This window comes from Hyphomicrobiales bacterium (assembly GCA_002869065.1).
Taxonomy (GTDB): domain Bacteria; phylum Pseudomonadota; class Alphaproteobacteria; order Rhizobiales; family Rhodobiaceae; genus Rhodobium.
The window spans coordinates 160,262-180,569 of record PKTR01000001.1 but is presented as its reverse complement, the minus strand read 5'-3'; the positions used below and the strand labels follow the sequence as shown (position 1 = coordinate 180,569).

At 64.4% G+C, this 20,308-nt stretch carries 20 protein-coding genes; 3 read left to right on the top strand and 17 right to left on the bottom strand.

Going from position 1 to position 20,308, the window contains the following annotated elements:
- Nucleotides 1–55: 55 nt before the first annotated feature.
- From C0606_00865 to C0606_00855, 3 genes are all read right to left on the bottom strand, one after another.
- Complete coding sequence (locus C0606_00865; protein PLX39129.1) at nt 56–1,159, bottom strand: C4-dicarboxylate ABC transporter substrate-binding protein; 1,104 nt, start codon at nt 1,157–1,159, stop codon at nt 56–58.
- Nucleotides 1,160–1,211: 52 nt separating this feature from the next.
- Nucleotides 1,212–1,685, bottom strand: coding sequence for a transcriptional regulator (locus C0606_00860; GenBank protein PLX39128.1), 474 nt, complete (start codon nt 1,683–1,685; stop codon nt 1,212–1,214).
- Between the two features lie 335 nt (nt 1,686–2,020).
- Nucleotides 2,021–2,644 (bottom strand): isoprenylcysteine carboxylmethyltransferase family protein, encoded by a 624-nt coding sequence (locus C0606_00855; protein ID PLX39127.1) that lies wholly within the window; start codon nt 2,642–2,644, stop codon nt 2,021–2,023.
- Between the two features lie 178 nt (nt 2,645–2,822).
- Here C0606_00855 and purU point away from each other — a divergent pair, with 178 nt between their 5' ends.
- Nucleotides 2,823–3,707, top strand: coding sequence for a formyltetrahydrofolate deformylase (purU, locus tag C0606_00850; protein ID PLX39126.1), 885 nt, complete (start codon nt 2,823–2,825; stop codon nt 3,705–3,707).
- Between the two features lie 9 nt (nt 3,708–3,716).
- On the opposite strand, the gene hypF is transcribed toward purU, so the two are convergent.
- From hypF to C0606_00810, 8 genes are all read right to left on the bottom strand, one after another.
- Nucleotides 3,717–6,035: a carbamoyltransferase HypF gene (hypF, locus tag C0606_00845; protein ID PLX39125.1), complete on the bottom strand. Its 2,319-nt coding sequence runs from the start codon at nt 6,033–6,035 to the stop codon at nt 3,717–3,719.
- A gap of 5 nt (nt 6,036–6,040) precedes the next feature.
- Nucleotides 6,041–7,078 carry a hydrogenase expression/formation protein HypE gene (gene hypE / locus C0606_00840; protein ID PLX39124.1) on the bottom strand — a complete coding sequence of 346 codons (1,038 nt, stop codon included), beginning with the start codon at nt 7,076–7,078 and terminating at the stop codon, nt 6,041–6,043.
- Nucleotides 7,075–8,229: a hydrogenase formation protein HypD gene (locus tag C0606_00835; protein PLX39123.1), complete on the bottom strand. Its 1,155-nt coding sequence runs from the start codon at nt 8,227–8,229 to the stop codon at nt 7,075–7,077. Before C0606_00835 ends, hypE begins: the two co-directional genes overlap by 4 nt.
- Nucleotides 8,226–8,480, bottom strand: a complete 255-nt coding sequence (gene hypC / locus C0606_00830) for a HypC/HybG/HupF family hydrogenase formation chaperone (protein PLX39122.1) — start codon at nt 8,478–8,480, stop codon at nt 8,226–8,228. Before hypC ends, C0606_00835 begins: the two co-directional genes overlap by 4 nt.
- 10 nt (nt 8,481–8,490) lie before the next feature.
- Entirely contained in the window at nt 8,491–9,441 is a 951-nt protein-coding gene (hypB, locus tag C0606_00825; GenBank protein PLX39121.1) for a hydrogenase accessory protein HypB, read from the bottom strand.
- Nucleotides 9,441–9,782 carry a hydrogenase maturation nickel metallochaperone HypA gene (hypA, locus tag C0606_00820; GenBank protein ID PLX39120.1) on the bottom strand — a complete coding sequence of 114 codons (342 nt, stop codon included), beginning with the start codon at nt 9,780–9,782 and terminating at the stop codon, nt 9,441–9,443. The genes hypB and hypA overlap by 1 nt, the downstream gene beginning before the upstream one ends.
- Nucleotides 9,783–9,919: 137 nt before the next feature.
- Nucleotides 9,920–11,158 carry an amino acid dehydrogenase gene (locus tag C0606_00815; protein ID PLX39119.1) on the bottom strand — a complete coding sequence of 413 codons (1,239 nt, stop codon included), beginning with the start codon at nt 11,156–11,158 and terminating at the stop codon, nt 9,920–9,922.
- Between the two features lie 172 nt (nt 11,159–11,330).
- Nucleotides 11,331–13,715: a transketolase gene (locus C0606_00810; protein ID PLX39118.1), complete on the bottom strand. Its 2,385-nt coding sequence runs from the start codon at nt 13,713–13,715 to the stop codon at nt 11,331–11,333.
- Between the two features lie 506 nt (nt 13,716–14,221).
- Between C0606_00810 and C0606_00805 the strand changes: the two genes are divergently transcribed.
- The gene (locus C0606_00805) at nt 14,222–14,710 is read left to right on the top strand and encodes a transcriptional regulator (GenBank protein ID PLX39117.1); all 489 of its coding nucleotides are present in this window, start codon (nt 14,222–14,224) and stop codon (nt 14,708–14,710) included.
- A 39-nt stretch (nt 14,711–14,749) separates the two neighbouring features.
- On the opposite strand, the gene C0606_00800 is transcribed toward C0606_00805, so the two are convergent.
- Nucleotides 14,750–15,934 (bottom strand): hypothetical protein, encoded by a 1,185-nt coding sequence (locus C0606_00800; protein ID PLX39116.1) that lies wholly within the window; start codon nt 15,932–15,934, stop codon nt 14,750–14,752.
- Between the two features lie 235 nt (nt 15,935–16,169).
- On the opposite strand from C0606_00800, the gene C0606_00795 reads away from it, so the two are divergent.
- Nucleotides 16,170–16,460, top strand: coding sequence for a ferritin (locus tag C0606_00795; protein PLX39115.1), 291 nt, complete (start codon nt 16,170–16,172; stop codon nt 16,458–16,460).
- A gap of 163 nt (nt 16,461–16,623) precedes the next feature.
- On the opposite strand, the gene C0606_00790 is transcribed toward C0606_00795, so the two are convergent.
- The 5 genes from C0606_00790 to C0606_00770 all read right to left on the bottom strand — a co-directional run bounded on the left by C0606_00790 (nt 16,624) and on the right by C0606_00770 (nt 20,174).
- A complete protein-coding gene (locus C0606_00790) occupies nt 16,624–17,055 on the bottom strand; it encodes a hypothetical protein (protein PLX39114.1) in 432 nt (143 codons plus the stop codon).
- Between the two features lie 76 nt (nt 17,056–17,131).
- Complete coding sequence (locus tag C0606_00785) at nt 17,132–17,890, bottom strand: hypothetical protein (protein PLX39113.1); 759 nt, start codon at nt 17,888–17,890, stop codon at nt 17,132–17,134.
- A 2-nt stretch (nt 17,891–17,892) separates the two neighbouring features.
- A complete protein-coding gene (locus C0606_00780; GenBank protein PLX39112.1) occupies nt 17,893–18,405 on the bottom strand; it encodes an RNA polymerase subunit sigma-24 in 513 nt (170 codons plus the stop codon).
- Nucleotides 18,406–18,498: 93 nt separating this feature from the next.
- On the bottom strand, nt 18,499–19,914 hold the full coding sequence (locus C0606_00775; protein PLX39111.1) for an Asp-tRNA(Asn)/Glu-tRNA(Gln) amidotransferase GatCAB subunit A: 1,416 nt from the start codon (nt 19,912–19,914) through the stop codon (nt 18,499–18,501).
- Entirely contained in the window at nt 19,911–20,174 is a 264-nt protein-coding gene (locus C0606_00770; GenBank protein ID PLX39110.1) for a DUF4089 domain-containing protein, read from the bottom strand. Before C0606_00770 ends, C0606_00775 begins: the two co-directional genes overlap by 4 nt.
- Nucleotides 20,175–20,308: the final 134 nt, after the last annotated feature.

The window sequence follows — 20,308 nt, the reverse complement described above, 5'->3', positions numbered from 1 at the left end:
CGGAGCTCAGGCGACGGTGTGCCGTGCGCGCTCAGGCGCACGGCACCCGGGTTGGTCATTGGCCGTAGCTGCCCATGTCGACCTTGGAGAAGATCTCCTTGTAGCGAAGCTCGGCGAGTTCCTCGTACGGCATGCCGTCGTTGACTAGGCCTTCCCACTTCTCGACCAGTGCGATGTAGCGGTCGACCTTGGCCTGGGCGTCGGTCACGCCGCGCTTGGTGAGGATGTCGGCGGCCTTGGCGATCTGCGCGTCGTTGAACTTCTTCTTGGCCGCGGCAAGGCCCTCGTCCATCTGGATGAACTCGATGCCCTCGACCTCACGGGCGGCCTTGGCGTCGCGCATGAAGGCGTAGAGGCCCTTCACGGTGCCGTACTGAGACGCACGGGCGAGCGCGGCGCGATCCTCGACCGACATACGGTCCCACAGCAGCTTGCTGACGGTGGCGTCGGCGGCGCCGTTGAACACGCCCTCATTGACTTCGGTGACATACTTGACGACGTCGCCGAGGCGGTTAGCGATGATCTCGTGATTGGCGCTCATGGTGCCGTCGATGATGCCCTGGCTGAGCGACTCAAAGAGTTCCGACGACGGGATCTGGGTGGCCGTTCCGCCCAGCATCTCGACGAAGGCAGCGTAGAGCGGCGCGCCGGTGCGGATGCGCAGGCCCTTCATGTCCTCGATGCTGCGAACCGGCTTCGACGACAGGATGTTGTAGGTCGGCGTCGCGTCGGTGCCGAGATAGACCTGACCGTTGCGCTGGAACTCCGCCTGGCATTCGGCGCAGGTCGCGATGTACTCGGTCACGGCCGAGGAAATCGCAAGGTTGCTCGAGCCGATGATCGACAGTTCGGACGGCAGCGCCGCTTCCGGGAACTCGGCCGGGAAATACGGCATCAGCAGCGTGCCCATTTCAGACACGCCATCGCGCAGCGCCGCGCTCATTTCGTTCGGCGCGACGAGGCCCGACGGGGTGTCCTGGAGGTCCCAGCGCCCGTCGGTGAATTCCTTCAGCCGAACGTTGAATTCGGGATAGACGTCGGTGGCCAGTACATGGGCGGCACCGAAGCCACTGGTCGCACGGATGGTGTCGGCATTTGCCGCAGAACCGGCGACCGCGATCGCGCCGGCCAGCGCCAGCGTAGCAAAGCGTACAGTCATTATTCCCCTCCCTTGTCGCCCGGTCCTTGTTTGCTCTGACCGCGACGCACTCTTATTTGGTCGATCCCGCCTCAACCTTGTTCAGCAGTTCGACCAGCGTTGCCTGCTCCTCGGCGCTCAGGCTGCGAAGCAGGTGGTTTTCTCTGCGGTGGATTGCGGCAACCGCCTTTTCGTGCAGCCGCCTGCCCCGCATTGTCGCGCTCAGCGCATACCGGCGCCGGTCTTTCGTGGACTTGGTCCGGTTGACGAGTTCGCGCGACTCGAGCTCGTCGATGACGACGACGATGTTGGATCGCTCCATCTTCAGGCATTCCGCGAGTTCGGACGGCGCGATGCCCGGATTGGCGACGATAACCGACAGACAGCTGAAGGACGGGACGCGCAGGTCGTATTCGGCCATGCCCGCCTGGGCGGCCGGCTGCAGCGCCATGTAGGCCCGCTTGACGTTGTAGCCAACGAACTCACGGAGAACGCCTTCCTCCGGCGTACCCTTGCTTTCGTCCGTCCTCGTCTTCGCGATGCGCATCTGCCCCGGTCTCCGCTGTTTCGGCAATATTGTGCACTTCATTAATAATAGTCAATAATAATTATTTTTTATTACTATTTTGGAAGCGGAAAACCGGGCTACTGACGTCGCGCGGCGTCGGACCCGGTCCGTTCAAGCCGTTGTAAGATATTGCAAACTTCCGGGAATCCACGCCGCGTCGCACGCTCGTCAGCGAAGCTGAAAACCGGGCGGCTTTGCTCGGAACAGGCCGCGACGGCGTCTTTGGCAGCGTGCGGAAACCTGCCCCGGAAGGTGGCCCACCGCCGCGCCAAGCCGGCGCCTACGCCGATCGACAGTCACGACCACAGGGGCGATCAGAATACGTGGAAGAGCGTCGGCAGCACGCCGGTTTCGTGGAGATATTCGACCAGCTCGATCGCCGGGAACGCGGCGAGAAAATAGAGTGCATCGAAGAAGGTCTTGACGACCGCCTTCGGCGAGAAGGTGGTTTCGCCGGCATCGCGATAGGCACGGAAGTTGGGCCAGAACAACGGCGTGCGGGCCGCATAGGCGTCGTATTCGGCGCCGAACTGGCCACGCAGGAAGGCTTCCTCCTTGCGCGCGGTCATGTGGAAAACGGCGTAGATCAGCGTTCCGAGAAGCGCCGCAACGATGAGCGACCCGAATGTCAGGCCGATGCCGACCGCACCGATGGTCGAGAACAGATAGAGCGGGTTGCGGGTGATCGAATACGGCCCGTCGGTCACCAGTTCCTTGTTCTTGCGGCTGCCGACGAAAAGGATGCTCCACAGCCGGCCAAAAACGCAGGCGAGGATCAGCGCAAGGCCGGCCATCTCGATGAACTCATGGATGGTCGAATTCTCGTCCCATCCCGGCTGGGCGAACAACAGCGCGATGACGATCAGCACGCTCAGGGTCTGGACGACGATCAGGCGCTTGCGCTGATTGAAAGGTTTCGGGGCGGCGGAAGCGACCATGGCTGTACTCGCAGTGCGGCTCTTTTGTTGCAGCGTGTTTCTTCTTACCGGCAATCTAGCGCAAAATGTGTCCGCGCAAGCAGATAAATGCACGTCACCGCGAAGTCCCATCGCAGGCTTGACGGCTCGCTCCGTGCGCTGCACTTTCCTGCCTCCCAGACGAAGACGCGAGCCTCCCATGACGTCCTACACCCTTACGGTCACCTGCCCGACGACGCGCGGCATCGTTGCAGCAATCTCGGCCTATCTTGCCGACAATGGCTGCAACATCATCGACAGTGCGCAGTTCGACGACCTTCGCACCGGCAATTTCTTCATGCGGGTCGGCTTCAAGAGCGAAACCGGCGCGACTGCGGAAACGCTGACCGAGGGCTTCGCCGAAACTGCGAAAAAGTTCGATATGGACTTCACCTTCCATGACGCCTCGCAGCGGATAAAAGTGCTGCTGATGGTCTCGCGCTTCGGCCACTGCCTGAACGATCTGCTCTATCGCTGGCGGATCGGTGCGCTGCCGATCGACATCGTCGGCGTGATCTCCAATCACCTCGATTATCAGAAGGTTGTCGTCAATCACGACATCCCGTTCCACTACATCAAAGTGACCAAGGACACGAAACCGCAGGCCGAAGCGCAGCAGATGGCGATCATCGAAGAGACCGGCGCCGAGCTGGTCGTGCTTGCGCGTTACATGCAGGTGCTGTCGGATGCGATGTGCCAGAAGATGTCCGGGCGCATCATCAACATCCACCACTCGTTCCTGCCGAGCTTCAAGGGCGCCAACCCCTACAAGCAGGCCTATGAGCGCGGCGTGAAGCTGATCGGGGCGACGTCGCACTATGTGACTGCCGATCTCGACGAAGGGCCGATCATCGAGCAGGACATCGTTCGGGTCAGCCATGCGCAGAACCCGGACGACTATGTCTCGCTCGGGCGCGATGTGGAAAGCCAGGTGCTCGCCCGCGCCATCCACGCGCATATCCACCACCGCGTTTTCCTCAATGGCAACAAGACGGTGGTATTCCCGGCCGGACCGGGGGCGTACGCATCCGAGCGAATGGGGTAGATTACTCCGTCAGCCGTGACTGAGGGCCGCGACGGCCTGGCCGAGCGCGAGGCCGCCGTCATTGGCCGGCACCTGATTGTGCACAAGCACCTCTAGCCCGGCGCGCGCGAGCTTGTCGCTCAGCATCGCGAGCAGAATGCGGTTCTGCATCACGCCGCCTGACAGGGCCGCGCGGCGAAGCCCCTTTTCGCCGGCGATCCGGCCCGCTGCCGTGGCAAGCCCGTCGGCGAGACCTGCATGAAACCGGGCGGCGATGATGCCGGGCTCGACCCCTGCCTTCAGGTCGCCGATCAGCGCGTCCCAGAGCGGCGCCCACGAAATCACCAGCGGGCTCCCTTCGCCGAGGTCGAGCGGATAGGCACCGGCATGCGCCAGATGCGGCCGCGCCAGCGCTTCCATCTCCATCGCCGCCTGCCCCTCATAGCTCTGCCGGTCGAAGCAGATGCCAAGCGCAGCAGCCACCGCATCGAACAGCCGTCCGGCCGACGACGACAGCGGCGCGTTGATCCCCTGGGCGATCATCCGAGCAATGACGCCGAGCGGCTTTCCGGCAAGGCGCGCGCCAAGCGCCGTGCCGTCGAGAACAGCCGGGAACGCCTCGCCGTGGAGCGCATGGAGGTGGGCGACAGTGTTGCGCCAGGGCTCGCGCATTGCCTGCGCGCCGCCCGGCAACTGCACGGGCGCGAAATGACCGACCCGCTCACTGCTGCAATAGGCGCCGACCAGCAGTTCACCGCCCCACAGCGTGCCGTCGTCACCAAGGCCGAGACCGTCGAGCACGATGCCGAGCGTTCGGTCGTCGCCGGGCTCGATGCCATGCTCGGCGAGAACGGAGGCGAGATGGGCGTGGTGATGCTGGACCCGCGCGAGGCGCGCGCCGGTCTCCGCCGCCAGCGCCTCGCCCCATTGGGTCGAGAGATAATCCGGGTGAGCATCGACCGCGATCACCTCCGGCTCGAAGCGGAAGATATCGCGATAGAGCGCCAGCATCTTGCGGTAGTCGGCGTGGGTGCCGGCCTCTTCCAGATCGCCGATATGCTGCGACAGGATCGCCTGTCCGTCCTTCATCAGGCAGAAGGTCGACTTCAGCTCGCCACCCATGGCGAGTACGGGGGCGTCGTCGGCAAAACCTTCGGCAAGGCGCAACGGCTCCGGCGCCATGCCGCGCGCCCGGCGCAGCACCGTTGGCCCTCCGGAATCGAGCCGCACCACCGAGTCATCCAGCCGGTTGACGATATCGCGGTCATGCATCAGCCAGGAATCGGCAATGCCGGCAAGGCGTTCGCGTGCCGCGTCGTTGTCGATAACCTGCGGTTCCTCGGAAAGATTGCCGGAGGTCAGCACGATGGGCCGGTCGAGCGCGCGCATCAGCAGATGGTGCAGCGGTGTGTAAGGCAGCATGACGCCGATCTGGTCCTGACGCGGCGCGATGCCGTCGGCCAGCGCTCCCCCTTCGGCGAAGAGCAGCACGATGGGCGCGGCCTTGCCGGCGAACAGCTCGGTTTCCTCCGGTACGACATGGCAGTAGCGCCGCGCCTGTTCGACATCGCGCACCATCACGGCGAGCGGTTTGGCGTCGCGGCGCTTGCGGCGGCGCAGCTCGGCGACGGCTTCGCCGCTGGTCGCGTCGCAGGCGAGATGAAAGCCGCCGATACCCTTGATCGCGACGATGCGGCCTTCTTCGATCAGCCGCGCGGTGACGTCGATGGTGTCACCCTCGACGCGGTTGCCCTCGCCGTCTTCAAGCCAGATCTGCGGGCCGCAGACCGGGCAGGCATTCGGCTGGGCGTGGAAGCGGCGGTCGGCGGGGTCGCCATATTCCCGCGCGCAGTCCTCGCACATTGCAAAGACGCTCATCGAGGTCGACGCACGGTCATAAGGGATCGCCTGCACGATGGAGAGCCGCGGGCCACAATGGGTGCAATTGGTGAAAGGATAGCGATAGCGGCGGTTGGCCGGATCGAGTGTGTCGGCAAGGCACGCGGGGCACGTCGCGGCGTCGGGCACAACGCCTGTCGAGACGGCCCCCTCCCCGCTTTCGGCGATGATGAAATCGTCCCGCTGCGGGTCCTCGGCGAGCCGCGTCCAGTCGATGCCGTCGACGCGCGCCAGCGGCGGCGCTTCGATCTTCAGCCGGTCGAGGAAACGTTCGAGCGCGGGCTCTTTACCCCAGGCGACGATCTCGACGCCGGCACCATCGTTCAGCACATGGCCGCAGAGGTTTTCATAATGAGCGAGCCGCCAGACGTGCGGGCGAAAGCCGACGCCCTGCACGAGGCCGCGCACGCGGATACGGCGGCCGACTGTGGGATCCAATCCGCCTGCCATCGCTTTCAGCAGATCCGCGGAAGCTGCTCGCCGGACAGCCAGTCGACGACGCGGGCGCCACCGAACGACGTGCGCATCTGCACGAGGCCGTGCGGATCCTCGATCACCGAACCGATCACGGCAGCGTCGCGGCCGAGCGGATGGGCGTGCATGATGTCGACGAGCCTGTCGGCATCGTCGGCTGCACACAGGCAGACGAGCTTGCCTTCATTGGCGACATAGAGCGGATCGAGGCCGAGCAATTCGCAGGCCGCCGAGACGTCGGGTTTCACGGGGATGGCCGTCTCGTCGAGCATCATGCCGACGCGGGCGGTGCGGGCGATCTCGTTCAGCGTCGCGGCAAGCCCGCCGCGGGTCGGATCGCGCAGAACCGCGATGTCAGGCACGGCGGCGATCATGTCGGCGACGAGGGTGTGGAGTGCGGCGCTGTCGGAACAAATTTCGGTCTCGAATTCGAGGTTCTCGCGCTTCGACAGGATGGCGACGCCATGGTCGCCGATCGAGCCGGACAGGAGGATCGCCTGACCCGGCACGGCACGGTCGGCGGACACGCGCACGCCATCTGGCACCACGCCAAGGCCCGTCGTGGTGATGAATACGCCGTCGCCCTTGCCCTTTTCGACCACCTTGGTGTCACCGGTGACAATCGGCACGCCGGCCCTGGTCGCGGCCTCGGCCATCGACATCACGATGCGTTCGAGATCGGCGAGCGGATAGCCCTCCTCAAGGATGAAACCGACGGTGAGATAGAGCGGGCGGGCGCCGGCCATCGCGACATCGTTCAGCGTGCCGTGCACCGAGAGCGAGCCGATATCGCCGCCGGGAAAGAACAGCGGCGCGATGACGTGTCCGTCCGTCGACATCACCAGCCGTCCGGGCGGCACCTCGACGAGCGCGGCGTCGTTGCCCTGATCGAGGATCGGGTTGCCAAGATGGCGCTGGAACAGATCGCGGATGAGGTCGGCCATGGCGCGGCCACCGCCGCCATGTGTCATGTCGACGGCGCCTGAGCGTTTGGTCAAAGCCTTGTCGTGAGCGGTCATGCCGCCGGCACCTCCGCGCTGCGGTTGGCGCCGTCGCGGAAGCGGCCATAGGTCCAGTAGGCGGCGCAGGCCCCTTCCGACGACACCATGCACGAGCCCATCGGGTTGTCCGGCGTGCACACGGTGCCGAACAGTTTGCAGTCGGTCGGCTTCTTCACCCCGCGCAGGATCGCCGGGCACTCGCAGGACTTCACCTCGCGCGAGGCCTTTTCCGAGATTTCGAAGCGCTTTTCGGCGTCGAAGGCGGCGTAGCGGTCGCGAATGCGCAGCGCGCTGTTCGGCACGAAACCGAGGCCGCGCCATTCGAAGGTCTCACGGGTCGCGAACACCTCGTCAACTAGTGCCTGCGCCTTCCGGTTGCCCTCGCGGGTGACCACGCGGGTGTACTGGTTCTCGACCTCGTGGCGTCCGTCGTTGATCTGGCGGATCAACATCAGCGCCGACTGCATCACGTCGAGCGGTTCGAACCCGGCGATAACGACGGGCTTTTCGAAGGCTTCGGCAAAGGGCTCGTAGGGCTTCGAGCCGATCACCGAACTGACGTGGGACGGACCGAAGAAGCCGTCGATCTGCACCGTGCCGTAGTCCTTCACCTCGGGTGAATCGAGGATATGGCGGATCGCCGCCGGGGTGAGCACGTGGTTGCTGAAGACGGAGAAATTCGTCAGCCCCTCGGCCTCGGCCTGACGGATCGCGACCGCGCTCGGCGGGGTTGTCGTCTCGAAGCCGATAGCGAAGAACACGACCTGCCGGTCGGGGTTCTCACGGGCAATCTTCAGCGCATCGAGGGTCGAATAGATCATGCGGACGTCGGCGCCGTCGGCCTTCGCCTTGATGAGGCTGCGCTGCTTGGTGCCCGGCACGCGCATCATGTCGCCATAGGAGCACAGGATGACGCCGTGGCGTTCGGCGAGCTCGACCGCATCATCAAGCCGGCGCACCGGCAACACGCAGACCGGGCAGCCGGGGCCATGCACGAAGTCGACATTTTCCGGCATCAGATCCTGCACGCCATAGCGAAAGATCGCATGGGTGTGGCCGCCGCAGAACTCCATCAGATGATAGTCGCGGCCGGTGTCGGCTTCCCTGGCGATTGCGGCGGCAAGCGTTTCGGCGAGCGCCCGGTCGCGGAACTCGTCGACATATTTCATGCCGCGCCTCCTGCGAACTCGTCGAGGCTCTCTTTCAGGAGGCCGGCTTCGGCCATCAGCTCAAGCGTGCGCTGCGCCTCTTCCGGGCTCAGCGTGTGCAGCGCATAGCCGACATGGATGAGCACATAGTCGCCTTCCGACACCTCGTCTAGCAGCGCGACCGAGATGCGCTTGCGCACGCCGTCGAGCGCGACAACGGCCATATCGTCAGCTTCGAGCGCGACCACGCGGGCCGGAATGGCAAGGCACATGGGCCGCTCCCTATTCCGCCGCGTTGCCGAGCGCGTGGCCGGCAAGCTCCATCGCGCGGGCCGCCTCGATCCAGGCGATCCAGTTTTCCATGCCCTCGCCGCTGCGCGCCGACACTTTCAGCACCTTGATCGCCGGATTGACCTTGCGGGCATTGGCGATGGCCGCGTCGACATCGAAATCGACATAGGGCAGAAGATCGATCTTGTTCAGCAGAACGAGCCCGGACGCGGCGAAGATGTCGGGATATTTCAGCGGCTTGTCATCGCCCTCGGTGACCGAGAGGATCGCCACCTTGTGCGCCTCGCCAAGGTCGAAGCCGGCCGGACAGACGAGATTGCCGACATTCTCGATGAAGACGATGCCGCCGTCCTGCGGCGTCAGATGGTCGATGGCGTGGCCGACCATGTGGCCGTCGAGGTGGCAGCCCTTGCCGGTGTTAACCTGGATCGCCGGGGCGCCGGTGGCGCGGATGCGGTCGGCGTCGTTCGAGGTCTGTTGATCGCCCTCGATGACGTAGCATTTGCGGCGCTCGGCCAGCATCTCGATGGTCTTGACCAGCAGTGAGGTCTTGCCGGATCCAGGGCTCGAGACGAGGTTCAGCGCCAGCACGCCATGATCGGCGAAGAAGCCGCGATTGGCCGCCGCATAGGCGTTGTTCTTCGACAGGATGTCCTGCTCGATCTGGATCATCCGGCCCTGGCTCATGCCCGGCACCACGCCGCCAGCCGGTCCTTGCCCGTAATCGTGCAGTCCATCCTCGTGATGTTGGTGCCCGTGGCCGTGATCATGGTCTCCATGATGATGATCATGGCCATGTTCGTGATGGTGATGATGCCCATGCTCGTGTTCATGGTGGTGATGGTGCTCGTGTCCTTGGTCATGGTGATGACCATGATCATGGTCCACGGCCGCACCCTCGATGCGGACTTCCCCCTCACCGCATCCGCAAACCTTGCACATCAGTCGACCTCCAGTTCCTTGATCCGAAGTTCCTCGCCGCCGGTAAGCTGCAATTGATGCTCGCCGCAATGCGGGCACGGATCGAAACGTTCCTTCACGCTCACCGAACGGGCGCAGGCCATGCACCAGGCCGTGGCCGGCGTCTCGATGATCTCAAGGGCCGCCCCTTCGGCGAGCGAGCCGTTGATGACGACATCGAACCCGAATTTCAGCGCCTCGATCTCGACGCCCGAAAACGGGCCGATCTCCAGACAAACGCGGGTGACACGCGAGAACTTCTGCGCGACGGCCTGCTCCTTGAGAATGTCGAGAATACTCTCGCAGATCGCCATTTCGTGCATCAGTAGTGTTTCTCATCCTACGCGATCTTCACCGGCCCCGCATTGATCGAGGCCATACGATCAGCATGCGGCCTTTCCCGTCAGCCTATCGGCAGAGGAGCGGCGCGTCGAGGCGCAAGGACACGTGTGCGCCGCTGTCAGCCGAAGCGTGCGGCACTGAGCAGCGTGGCATCCTCAAACGGCGTCTCGCCTGTCATCAGTTCGGCGAGCATGCGGCCGGTCGCCGGGCCGAGCGTGAAGCCCTGATGGCCATGGCCGAAATGCATCCACAGACCCTTGTGGCGCGGCGCCTCACCGACGACGGGCAGCATGTCGGGCATGCAGGGCCGCGCACCCATCCAGGGCCGGTTTTCGACCGGCGCGCCAAGGTCGATGAGTTCACCCAGCGCCTTTTCGCAGCGCGCCAGTTGGACGGGGGTTTGCGGCGCGTCCTGAGCGGCGATCTCGGCACCGGTGGTAATGCGCAGGCCGGCCCGCATCGGCGCAACGACGTAGCCCCATTCCATGTCGATGAACGGGGCATCGACCGGTGCGAGCTGGCGGTAGTGGCGGTGGTAGCCGCGCTTCCTCACCATCGGGATGTTGTAACCGAAACGTTCGAGAAGTTGCGGCGACCACGGCCCGAGCGCGACAACGACGCGTTCGGCTTCAAGCGGTCCGTCATCCGTCGCGACCCGCCAGCCACCGCCGGAACGTTCGGCGAGCGTCGTCGCGTCGCCAGTCGCCAATGTTCCGCCCGAACGCGCGAACAAGTCGGCATAGGCCTCGACGAGACCACCGGGGTCGCTGGCCGTCCACGTACCGGTCCAGTGGATTGCCCCTACTCCGCCGGTCTTTAGGGCGGGCTCGGCCGCGCGCATCTCATCCGGGTCGAGGATCGCCAGCGGTACGCCGTGGCGTTCATGGATACGGCGGGCGTCGGCAACGTCTTCATCGAACGCCTGCTGGCTCCGGTAGAGCTGGCGGAAGCCTTTCTTCGCGATCAGATCGCCCGCGCCAGCCTCATCGATGAAGGGGGCGTGCTCGGCAATCGCGATGGCGATCAGTTCGGCATAGGTTTTCGAGACGCGGGCATGGCGGGCCGGCGCGGAATGCCACCAGTAGCGCAGCAGCGGCCCGGCAAAGGACGGCAGCGCCGACCAATGGTAATTGACGTCGTTGGAGCGGCCGAGCGCGATCGCCAGCAGGGTCGCCAGATTGCGCGGCAGCGCGTAGGGCTCGACCGCCTCGCTCTGGATGATGCCGGCATTGCCGTAGCTGGTTTCGCGACCCGGCGCCGTTCGGTCGACGAGCGCGACCGACAGGCCGCGCTTCTGCAATTGAAGAGCCGTCGCAACGCCGACCATGCCAGCGCCGAGTACGATCACATCCGCCATGTCGCATGCCTTTCAGCCGGGCTGGTGCTGGTGCCTGGCCGGTAACTGTTTGCGAGGTGTTTTCCCCTCTTAGAGCAAGTGACAGGGCGATGAAATGCACAAAGCCGCACGCCCGTCGATGGCGGCTATGCACTGAGGTGATAGCCGCCATGGAGTTCAACGGGCCAAGCGGTCAGGCCGGCAGGCGCAACTCGTTGGTGCTGCGGCCCGGCGTCAGTTCCGAGACCATGCGCACGATGCTTTTCGTGTCAAAGCCATAGTGCTTGTAGAGGTCGGCAATCGTGCCCGTCTGGCCGAAATGTTCGACACCGAGCGGGATCGTCTTGTGGCCGGCGACGCCGCCGAGCCAGGCGAGCGTGGCGGGATGACCATCGATTGCGGTGATGAGCTGGCAATGACGCGGCAAATTCTCGAGCAGCGTCTCGATATGTGCCTTGGCCCCGGAGTTGCCACGCTTGCGGGCGCGCTGAGCCGCTGTCCAGCCGGCGTTCAAGCGATCCGCGGAGGTGACGGCGAGCACACCGATATCGCGACGGCTGTCGGCGATGCGGCCAGCGGCGGCGATGATTTCCGGTGCGACGCAGCCCTGATAGACGAGCACGACGTCGGCATTGGCGCCCGGCTCGCGCAGCCAGTAGGCGCCGTCGATCACACCCTGCCGGAAAGCGTCGCTCTCGCGCCGCATCGGCTGCTCCAGCGGACGGGTGGTGAGGCGCAGATAGACCGAGCCGCCGGTCTCGTCGCGCAACCAGGTGCGCTCGTCAGGATCGCCGTCGCCATCGCGCTGCATGTAGTCGAAGGCCCAGTCCATGATGATAGACAGTTCATCGAGGAAGGCCGGCTCGAAGCTCGCCAGCCCGTCCTGGCTCATGCCGATCAGTGGCGCACCGACCGACTGATGCGCACCACCCTCCGGCGCCAGCGTCACGCCGGACGGGGTGCCGACGATCATGAAGCGGGCGTCCTGGTAGCAGGCGTAGTTGAGCGCATCGAGACCGCGGGAAATGAACGGGTCATAGACCGTGCCGACCGGCAGGATGCGCTCGCCGAACAGCGAATGCGACAACCCCGCCGCGCCGAGCAGCAGGAACAGGTTCATCTCGGCGATGCCGAGCTCGATGTGCTGACCCTCGGGGGAAAACTGCCATTTCTGCGCCGACGGCACCCGCTCGTCGCGGAAGGTGTCGGCGAGCGGATTGCGCGCGAACAGGCCCCGGCGATTGACCCAGGGTCCGAGATTGGTCGACACCGTCACATCCGGCGCGGACGTCAGGATGCGGTCGGCAATCGGCCCCTTTGCCTTGGCCAGCGCGTCGAGGATCTTGCCAAAGCCGGCCTGGGTCGAGAGTTCGCGGTCGTCGAGGAACACCGGACCGGGCGTCGCCACCTTGTCCGCCTTGAAGTGGCGCGTGCCTTCGCTGAAGAACGGCACACGTCCGAGGAACTTCTTGACCGGCTCGGCGTCAGCAATCGTCGAGAACGGCTCCCATTCCGTTCCGGCGGCAACGCCCATCGCTGTCTGGAAGGACGCCATTTGCGCCGGGGTCATGAGGCCGGCGTGATTGTCCTTGTGGCCGGCGAGCGGCGTTCCCGCGCCCTTGATCGTATAGGCCAGGAACACGGTCGGGCGGTCGTGGTCGATGGCGTCGAAGGCCTCGACCAGCGTTTCCACGCAATGGCCGCCGAGATTGTTCATCAGCGCGGCCAGTTCCTCATCCGAGCGCCTGGCGATCAGCGCGCTGACCGGCCCCTGATCGCCCATCTCGTCCTCGAGGCGTTTGCGCCAGGCCGCCGCCCCCTGATAGGCGAGCGCGGAATAGAGCTGGTTCGGGCAGGTATCGATCCACTCCTTCAACCGGTCGCCGCCCGGTTCGGCAAAGGCGGCCTTTTGCAGCGCGCCGTATTTCAGGATCACCACATCCCAGCCAAACGCGCGGAACGTGCCTTCGATGCGCTTCCACAGGCTCTCGCGGATGACGCCGTCGAGGCTCTGGCGATTGTAGTCGATCACCCACCAGGTGTTGCGTAGATCGTGCTTCCAGCCTTCCTGCAGGCATTCGTAGATGTTGCCTTCGTCGAGCTCGGCGTCGCCGACGAGCGCCACCATCCGCCCTTCCCGACGCTCAGCCGTCCACGGCTTGGCGGCGAGGTAGTCCTGCATCAGCGAGGCAAAGGCCGTGACCGCGACGCCAAGGCCGACCGAGCCGGTCGAGAAGTCGACGTCGTCAATATCCTTGGTGCGGCTCGGATAGGACTGCGCGCCGCCATAGCTGCGGAAGTTCTCCAGCTTCTCGCGCGTCTGGTTACCCATCAGGTACTGGATGGCGTGGAACGCCGGCGAGGCGTGCGGCTTGACGGCAACGCGGTCCTGCGGCCGCAGCGCATGGAAATAGAGTGCCGTCATGATCGACACCATCGAGGCCGACGACGCCTGATGACCGCCGACCTTGACCTCGCCCTTCTCGCGCAGGTGGTTGGCGTTGTGAATCGTCCAGCATGAGAGCCAGAGAATCTGCTTCTCGATGGCTCGCAGCAGCTCCATGTTCGCGGCGTCCATGGTGCCCCTCCCGTTTCCTCTTTACCGGCGTCGCAACGCCCCGGTTCTGCCCCGGGGTTCCAATCGACAACGGCGCGGTCTCAAACGAGGTTACGGTAGCACCAGCCGCTCGGAAAAGACGTTCCTTAATTGCCGGATATTTGGATGGCGGAGAGAAAAAACGCGGCGCTTTTGAAATATCTTTGCGATGCAGCCGGGGGAATTTTCACACGCATTCCTTGGAAATCACGTCGCGAGAACCGCGCGACAGTTCCCCCAACGCACTTGACGACCAGATGATGACAGTCTTGCCGCACGATACACGCCTGCGTCTTCTTTACACACCAGCCTCATCTGCGGGTAGTACCTATTGACAGGTTGCACCCACAACTATTTTAGTATGAAAAACATCCTATCAAGTCTCTCTTTGAAGGCACTACACTGGAATTGGCTGGTCGCGAATGGTTGATATTGCTCACCTCGTACCAGCATAGAATGCGGCAACACTCCTAAAAGAGAACTATACAATGCTGGAATTCCTAGAGATGCCCGGACATCTGATCCGTCGCATGCATCAGATATCCGTGTCCCTGTTTCTCGAAGAAGTCAGCAAGATCGGTTACGACCTGACCCCGGTTCAGTTCGCCGCGCTCGTTGCGGTCAAGAACCACCCCGGCATCGATCAGGCACGACTTGCGGGCGCCATCGCGTATGATCGCGTCACTGTCGGGGGAGTGGTCAACCGGCTGGTTCAGAAAGACCTGCTTTCGCGCCGCGTCAGCGTCACCGACCGCCGGGCGCGGGAGCTGTTCCTGACGCCGGATGGAGAAAAGGCGCTCGAACTCATCGGCCCGGTGCTTCAACACGCTCAGGAGCTGTTGCTCAACGGCCTTGAGGCGGAGGAACGGGAGATCTTCATCGGACTTCTCAAGAAGGCTACGGAAGCGGCGAACCGGCTGAGCCGCGTCCCCATGCGCGGGTTCGAGCGCACCGACAAGGCCGGGCCGCTCGGCTGACGGTTACATCTCGTTCCGCAGGCTCGTTTCGATCCGGGTCTATTCGGCCGCGCCAGGCCCGCCGGGGCCAACCATCAACGAAATCAGCGCGTCGCGCAGCGAGGTCTTGCTCGCACTACGCAGCGGCATGAAAGTCTTGCCGTGCTTCTTGCAGCCGCTCTTTGCGCGCTGGCAGGCATCGTGGCTGACGCAATTGATCGGGCACAACACGCATTCAACCGAGGGCAGCACATCGTCGATGCGGGTGATCGCATCGGTCAGCCCGCCATCGTGGTGGATCAGCTCGACGCCGAAAAGCCCGGCGACATCGCGCAGATAGGCGAACTGGTTGTCGCGGCCACCGATATAGAGATAGCTGTGGCCGTCGAGGCGGCGGGCATCGGCCATGACATCGCGGCCGGACGCAGAGTTCTCGACGGTAACGGTGCGCGGCGCGGTGCGACCGCCCTCTTGCGCGCGGGCAAGCATATCGCGCAACAGACGGATCTCGGCCTCGGCGACACGTGCCCGGTAGCGCGCGCTTTCAAGTGCCCGCTGGATCTTGCTCTCGTCGTGGCGGCGCCGACGTGAGGTGTGCTCAGTCGTGGGTCCGCTGCCGCTGTCACCTTTGGCGCGGGCTTCAGTCAGCGCCGATTCCAGACCAGTGATGCGGTCATCGCGCTCGGCGATGCTGGCGCGCAGACCGGCTTCGACGCGCGCCCGGCGTTTTTCCAGATCTTCGAGCTGCGACTTCAGGCCGGCAAGTTCCCGTCCCTGGCGGCCATGTGCCGCGCCCACTTCGTGGGAGAGCATGTGGACGTCGCCGAAAATGCGTGCGCGGATCTCCGTTGAAACGTGGCGATGGGTCATCAGCGCCCAAAAGGCGCCGGCGATCTGCCCCTTCGCTTTCATCTCTTCCCAACGCTCCGCCAACGCCCGATCCCCGCGCAGGCGGGCGACGATGCGCAGGATGCCGGCAAAACGGGTGTCCAGCAGCTTGTGGATCGCGCGGGCTTCCTGACTGTCGTCGGCTGCGGCCTTCACGAAATAGGCGTGCACGTCATAGTCGTTGGCATCGTCGTCAAAGGTCAGGCGGAGCTTCGCGGCCAGCTTTCTCAGGTCTACTGCGGAGAGACAGGTTCCGATCACCGAACAGTGCGCGCGATCGGTGAATTCCCACAGTTTGAGCCGGCCGCCAGCAGCATCGGCGCTGCCCGGTACCGTCTTCGCCTCACATTCGCACATGAGCCTTCCCCCTGCTGTCCGTGTCACGCTGGAGTCTTATTGCGAATGATTTGCATTGTCAATTAGAGCCAAGAGATTGCCGAAACGCCCCCGCGAACTAGCTTTCCCTTATGAACTTCGTCGCGCCTGCGGGGCCGCGACGTTCCGCCCATCTACGTCCCTTTTCCGCCGCCATCCCGGGTGGTAGACACAGAGGGACATCTTCCCGAGACGCTTTCAGCGAAAGGAGTTTCCCATGGCGAGTGAAGGCTATCACGAACCGATTTCGGAGCTTTCCGACGAGACGCGCGACATGCACCGCGCCATCGTTTCCCTGATGGAGGAGCTTGAGGCCGTCGACTGGTACAACCAGCGTGTCGACGCCTGCAAGGACGACGAACTCAAGGCCATTCTCGCGCACAATCGTGACGAGGAAAAAGAGCACGCCGCGATGGTTCTCGAATGGATCCGCCGCAAGGATCCGACCTTCGACAAGGAACTGCGCGACTACGTGTTCACCGACAAGCCAATCGCGCACCACGACTAAGCGACGGCTTTCCCGATCCAAGACGAAAACGCCCGCGCCGCAAAGCGCGGGCGTTTTGCCACCTGGGTCAGAGGTGGAACCGAAGCAGCGCGGGCACTCGCGTCCGGATTGTCCGCCAAGGTCCCGGATGACCGCGCTTGCTGCTTCAGGAACTTCTCTCGGTTCAGTATTTGCCGAGGTTCGGGTCGATCTGCCAGATTTCGCTGACCAGAGCATCGCCGCGATAGGTCAGCACGTAGCGAACCGGCACAGTCGCCTTGCCCTTGAAGGTCACGTCCGCAGTCACCGTGACGCCCTTCGGATTGGCGTTTTCCACGACCTCGCCGACCGTCACTTCGATCGGCCCCTGCGCCTTGGTGAATTTCTGCCAGACACCGGCGATCGCGTCCTTGCCGCGATACTCGCCGTCGAGCGGGCCGCCGACCCACTGGAACACCGACGCGTCGGTGTAGGCGGAAGAAATCGCGGCGACGTCACCGGCGCCGATGGCTTCGAAATGGGCCTGCGCCATGTCGCTGCCAACACCGGCGAAGGCCTGCGAGGTGGTTCCAAGCATCACGGCGGCAAGGGCGGCTATGCGAAGCGAGTTGTTCATTTCCGTAACTCCGTTGAAGTTTGACTACACCGGAATTACGTTTTCTAACTCTCTGTATTCCCTCACAAAAACGTGTTTACAAAGAAAGCTGCGCACGCACGAGATGGGCGGCGGGAACGAGTTCCTTTTCGGAGAATCCGCCGGCCACACCGAAGCCGACATTGCCGTGCGACCAGGCGACGACGCCGGTCTCATTCGAGCGTGCATAGGCGAAATCATTGGCCCGCGCGGGCGGCAGATCGTTGCGCACATAGAGCACCATGCGCCGGCCCTCGCCGTTCTCGTACATCAGCAGCGCCGCCGGTGCGTTCTCGCCGACCAGCAATCGCCCGCCGACGAGGCTGAAGCCGAGATCGTTCAGACGCGGAATGCTCAACGGCATGCCCATGCGGTTCGACAGCCACTTCTGCAGGTGATCCGATTCCGTCGCCGCGACCTCGACCGGGTGGCGTTTCTCGACCGAAAAGACGTCATAGGCAGCGCTCGAGGCGGCAATCAGATTGGTCGGATCGCGTTCGGCAAAACCATGCGCGCCCCAGCCGATGCCACCGCCCATCAGCAGACCAACGAGCGCGGCGGCCATCGGCAGCGCCGGACGCCAGCCGCGCGCCTTGACGGCGGCGACATGGGAGGCTGGGATCGGCTCGTCCATCACGCCATCGAAGGCCTCACCGAGCGCCGCATTGATGCGGCGGTAGTCGGCGACTTCGGCGGCGGCCTGCGGATTGGCGGCAAGATAGGCCTCGACCTCGGCGCGGCGTTCTTCGTCCAGCTGGCCGTCGACATAGGCGTGCAGGTCGTCCTCGGACAAAACGGTTTCGGGTTTGTCGTTCATTGTCATTTCACCCGCCGGATCGCCGGCTTTTCACCGGTCATGTTGAGAAGTTCGCGCAGCCGCCCCCGCCCCCGGTGCAGCCGCGACATCAAAGTTCCAAGGGGAATACCGAGCGCCTCTGCGGCCTCGGCGTAGCTAAGCTCGTTGACCCCGACCATCAGCACGGCATCGCGCTGATCGGCGGGGAGCCGCTCGATCGCGGCCATCAGGCCGGCGACGGCAAGCCCGCTGTCCGGCCCCGGATCGCTCGACGGCAGATCGATCTCGTCGGCGAGCACCAGATGCGTCGCGCGGGCCGAGCGGTGGCGCACCGTGTCGATATGCAGATTATGCAGGATGGCGAACAGCCAGCTTCTGAGCTTGCGATGCGACTGCCACAAATGCCAGCGCGACAGCGCCCGCTCCAGGCACGCCTGCACCAGATCGTCGGCGGCATCCACGTCGCGCGTCAACGCCCGCGCATAACGGCGCAGGTGCGGAATTTCCGCGATCAGCAGGGATTGTTTGCGCGACATCGCCCTCTCACATGCTCAGGGCGCATGCCGACACACGCCCGTTACCGCAGCATATACGCAGCAACGGGCGTTTTATTCCGGGCGGGCGAAAATTCAGCCGGCGATCAGTGCCGTCGGCGCCTTCGCGACCCCGTTCGCCTCGAGCACGCGGGCGGCTCTCAGCGCCAGATCCTCGCGCCAGGGGGCGGCGATGATCTGCACGCCGATCGGCAGGCGCGCGCCCTGCAGCCACAGCGGCACGGCGACGACCGGAAGACCGATGAACGATATCGGCTGGGTATAGATGCCGATATTCGGCCGCGTCGGCAGCTTCACGCCATCGAGCACGAAGGTCTTCTGGCCGATCTTCGGCGCGTGGCACGGCGTTGCCGGCGCGATGATCAGGTCGACGGCCTCGAACAGTCGCGCGACCTTTTCGCGATACCAGCTGCGGAAACGTTGCGCCTGATCGAGCCAGGCCGCCGGCAGCATGGCGCCGGACAGCAGCCGGTCGCGGGTGTCGGGATCGAAATCCTCGGCGCGCGTGCGCAGGCGGTCGAGATGGAAACTGCCGGCCTCGGCGGCGGTGATCACATAAGCCGCGGCGCGGGCCCGACCGGCTTCCGGGATCTCGACTTCCTGGTCGGCGCCAAGCGCCTTGGCGACCAGATCGGTGGCCGCATAGGCCTCCGGGAAGCCGTTCTTGCGGAACCAGCCGCCGGCGACCGCGACGCGCAGCCCGTCGATGCCCTTTTCGATCTCCGGCGTCAGCGCGGGACTCGGCATTTCGATATTGGCGGGATCGCGCGGATCGTATCCACGGCAGGCATCGTAGACATAGGCAAGATCGCCGACCGAGCGGGCGAGCGGGCCGACATGGTCGAGGCTTGGCGCGAGGGGGAACGTGCCGGCACGCGACAGCCGCCCAAAGGTCGGCTTCAACCCGAACAGGCCGCAGAACGACGACGGAACGCGGATCGAGCCGTTAGTGTCGGTGCCAAGCGCAAAGGGCAGCATGGCGGCTGCAACCGCGGCTCCCGACCCGGACGACGAACCGCCGGTCATGTGGGCGGTGTTGTGCGGGTTACGGCAATTGCCGTCATGGGCGTTTTCGCCGGTGAAATCATAGGCGTATTCGCCCATGTGCAACGCACCGACGAGCAGCCCACCGGCCTGCTGAAGGCGCGCGATCAGCGTCGCATCGTGCGCTGCCGGCGGATGGTCGGCGTTGATCTTGGAGCCGGCCAGCGTCGGCAGACCGGCGATGTCGAACAGGTTCTTGGCGCCATAAGGCACGCCCGACAGCGGCGGCAGGTCCTCGCCCTTGTCGTAGCGTTCGTCGAGCGCGTCGGCCTCGGCCAGAACCCGCTCGGCCAGCACGTCGGTAAAGGCGTTGATCTTCGGGTTGAGCGCGTCAACGGCATCGAGCGCCAGGATCGCCAGGTCGCGGGCGGTCAGTTCGCCCTCGTGCACGGCGCTTGCGATTTCGCGGACGGAGCCGAGAAGAGGATCGATATGGGAAGCACTCATGGCTTGAAGGTCTCCGCCGGCTCGCAATGGTCGTCGAGATCGAAGGCCAGGATGTCGGCCGCCGCACGCGCCGTCGTGGCGAAATTCGTCACCACCGCGTCGCGCCATTCCGGCCGGATCTCAAGCCCGAGCATCGCGGCCATCGTATCGACGTGGGCGCCGGCCAGCTCTGCATCGATCGTGAGAGGTGCCGCAGCTTTGTCGTCGGCCATGTTCCGAACTCCCGATTCCTGTCTTCGCATCGAAGCAAAGACTAGCATTTTTCGCGACGCAACATAGCGATTCGTCACAAGGGCGCACGGCCCTCTTGCGCGGCGGGCGAGGCTCGGCTATGGCAGAGGCATGAAACAGACAGCGCTGAGCACGAGCTGGTGGTGGTGGTCCGCATAATCGC

Bases quoted from the DNA above. Each gene is read 5' to 3' on its own strand.
- C0606_00780 (PLX39112.1), bottom strand. From the start codon at position 18,405: ATGTCGCGCAAACAATCCCTGCTGATCGCGGAAATTCCGCACCTGCGC.
- hypF (PLX39125.1), bottom strand. From the start codon at position 6,035: ATGGCAGGCGGATTGGATCCCACAGTCGGCCGCCGTATCCGCGTGCGC.
- C0606_00770 (PLX39110.1), bottom strand. From the start codon at position 20,174: ATGCTAGTCTTTGCTTCGATGCGAAGACAGGAATCGGGAGTTCGGAAC.
- C0606_00865 (PLX39129.1), bottom strand. From the start codon at position 1,159: ATGACTGTACGCTTTGCTACGCTGGCGCTGGCCGGCGCGATCGCGGTC.
- purU (PLX39126.1), top strand. From the start codon at position 2,823: ATGACGTCCTACACCCTTACGGTCACCTGCCCGACGACGCGCGGCATC.
- hypA (PLX39120.1), bottom strand. From the start codon at position 9,782: ATGCACGAAATGGCGATCTGCGAGAGTATTCTCGACATTCTCAAGGAG.
- C0606_00785 (PLX39113.1), bottom strand. From the start codon at position 17,890: ATGAACGACAAACCCGAAACCGTTTTGTCCGAGGACGACCTGCACGCC.
- C0606_00815 (PLX39119.1), bottom strand. From the start codon at position 11,158: ATGGCGGATGTGATCGTACTCGGCGCTGGCATGGTCGGCGTTGCGACG.
- C0606_00800 (PLX39116.1), bottom strand. From the start codon at position 15,934: ATGTGCGAATGTGAGGCGAAGACGGTACCGGGCAGCGCCGATGCTGCT.
- hypC (PLX39122.1), bottom strand. From the start codon at position 8,480: ATGTGCCTTGCCATTCCGGCCCGCGTGGTCGCGCTCGAAGCTGACGAT.
- C0606_00790 (PLX39114.1), bottom strand. From the start codon at position 17,055: ATGAACAACTCGCTTCGCATAGCCGCCCTTGCCGCCGTGATGCTTGGA.
- C0606_00835 (PLX39123.1), bottom strand. From the start codon at position 8,229: ATGAAATATGTCGACGAGTTCCGCGACCGGGCGCTCGCCGAAACGCTT.
- C0606_00810 (PLX39118.1), bottom strand. From the start codon at position 13,715: ATGGACGCCGCGAACATGGAGCTGCTGCGAGCCATCGAGAAGCAGATT.
- C0606_00795 (PLX39115.1), top strand. From the start codon at position 16,170: ATGGCGAGTGAAGGCTATCACGAACCGATTTCGGAGCTTTCCGACGAG.
- hypB (PLX39121.1), bottom strand. From the start codon at position 9,441: ATGTGCAAGGTTTGCGGATGCGGTGAGGGGGAAGTCCGCATCGAGGGT.
- C0606_00775 (PLX39111.1), bottom strand. From the start codon at position 19,914: ATGAGTGCTTCCCATATCGATCCTCTTCTCGGCTCCGTCCGCGAAATC.
- C0606_00805 (PLX39117.1), top strand. From the start codon at position 14,222: ATGCTGGAATTCCTAGAGATGCCCGGACATCTGATCCGTCGCATGCAT.
- C0606_00860 (PLX39128.1), bottom strand. From the start codon at position 1,685: ATGCGCATCGCGAAGACGAGGACGGACGAAAGCAAGGGTACGCCGGAG.
- hypE (PLX39124.1), bottom strand. From the start codon at position 7,078: ATGACCGCTCACGACAAGGCTTTGACCAAACGCTCAGGCGCCGTCGAC.
- C0606_00855 (PLX39127.1), bottom strand. From the start codon at position 2,644: ATGGTCGCTTCCGCCGCCCCGAAACCTTTCAATCAGCGCAAGCGCCTG.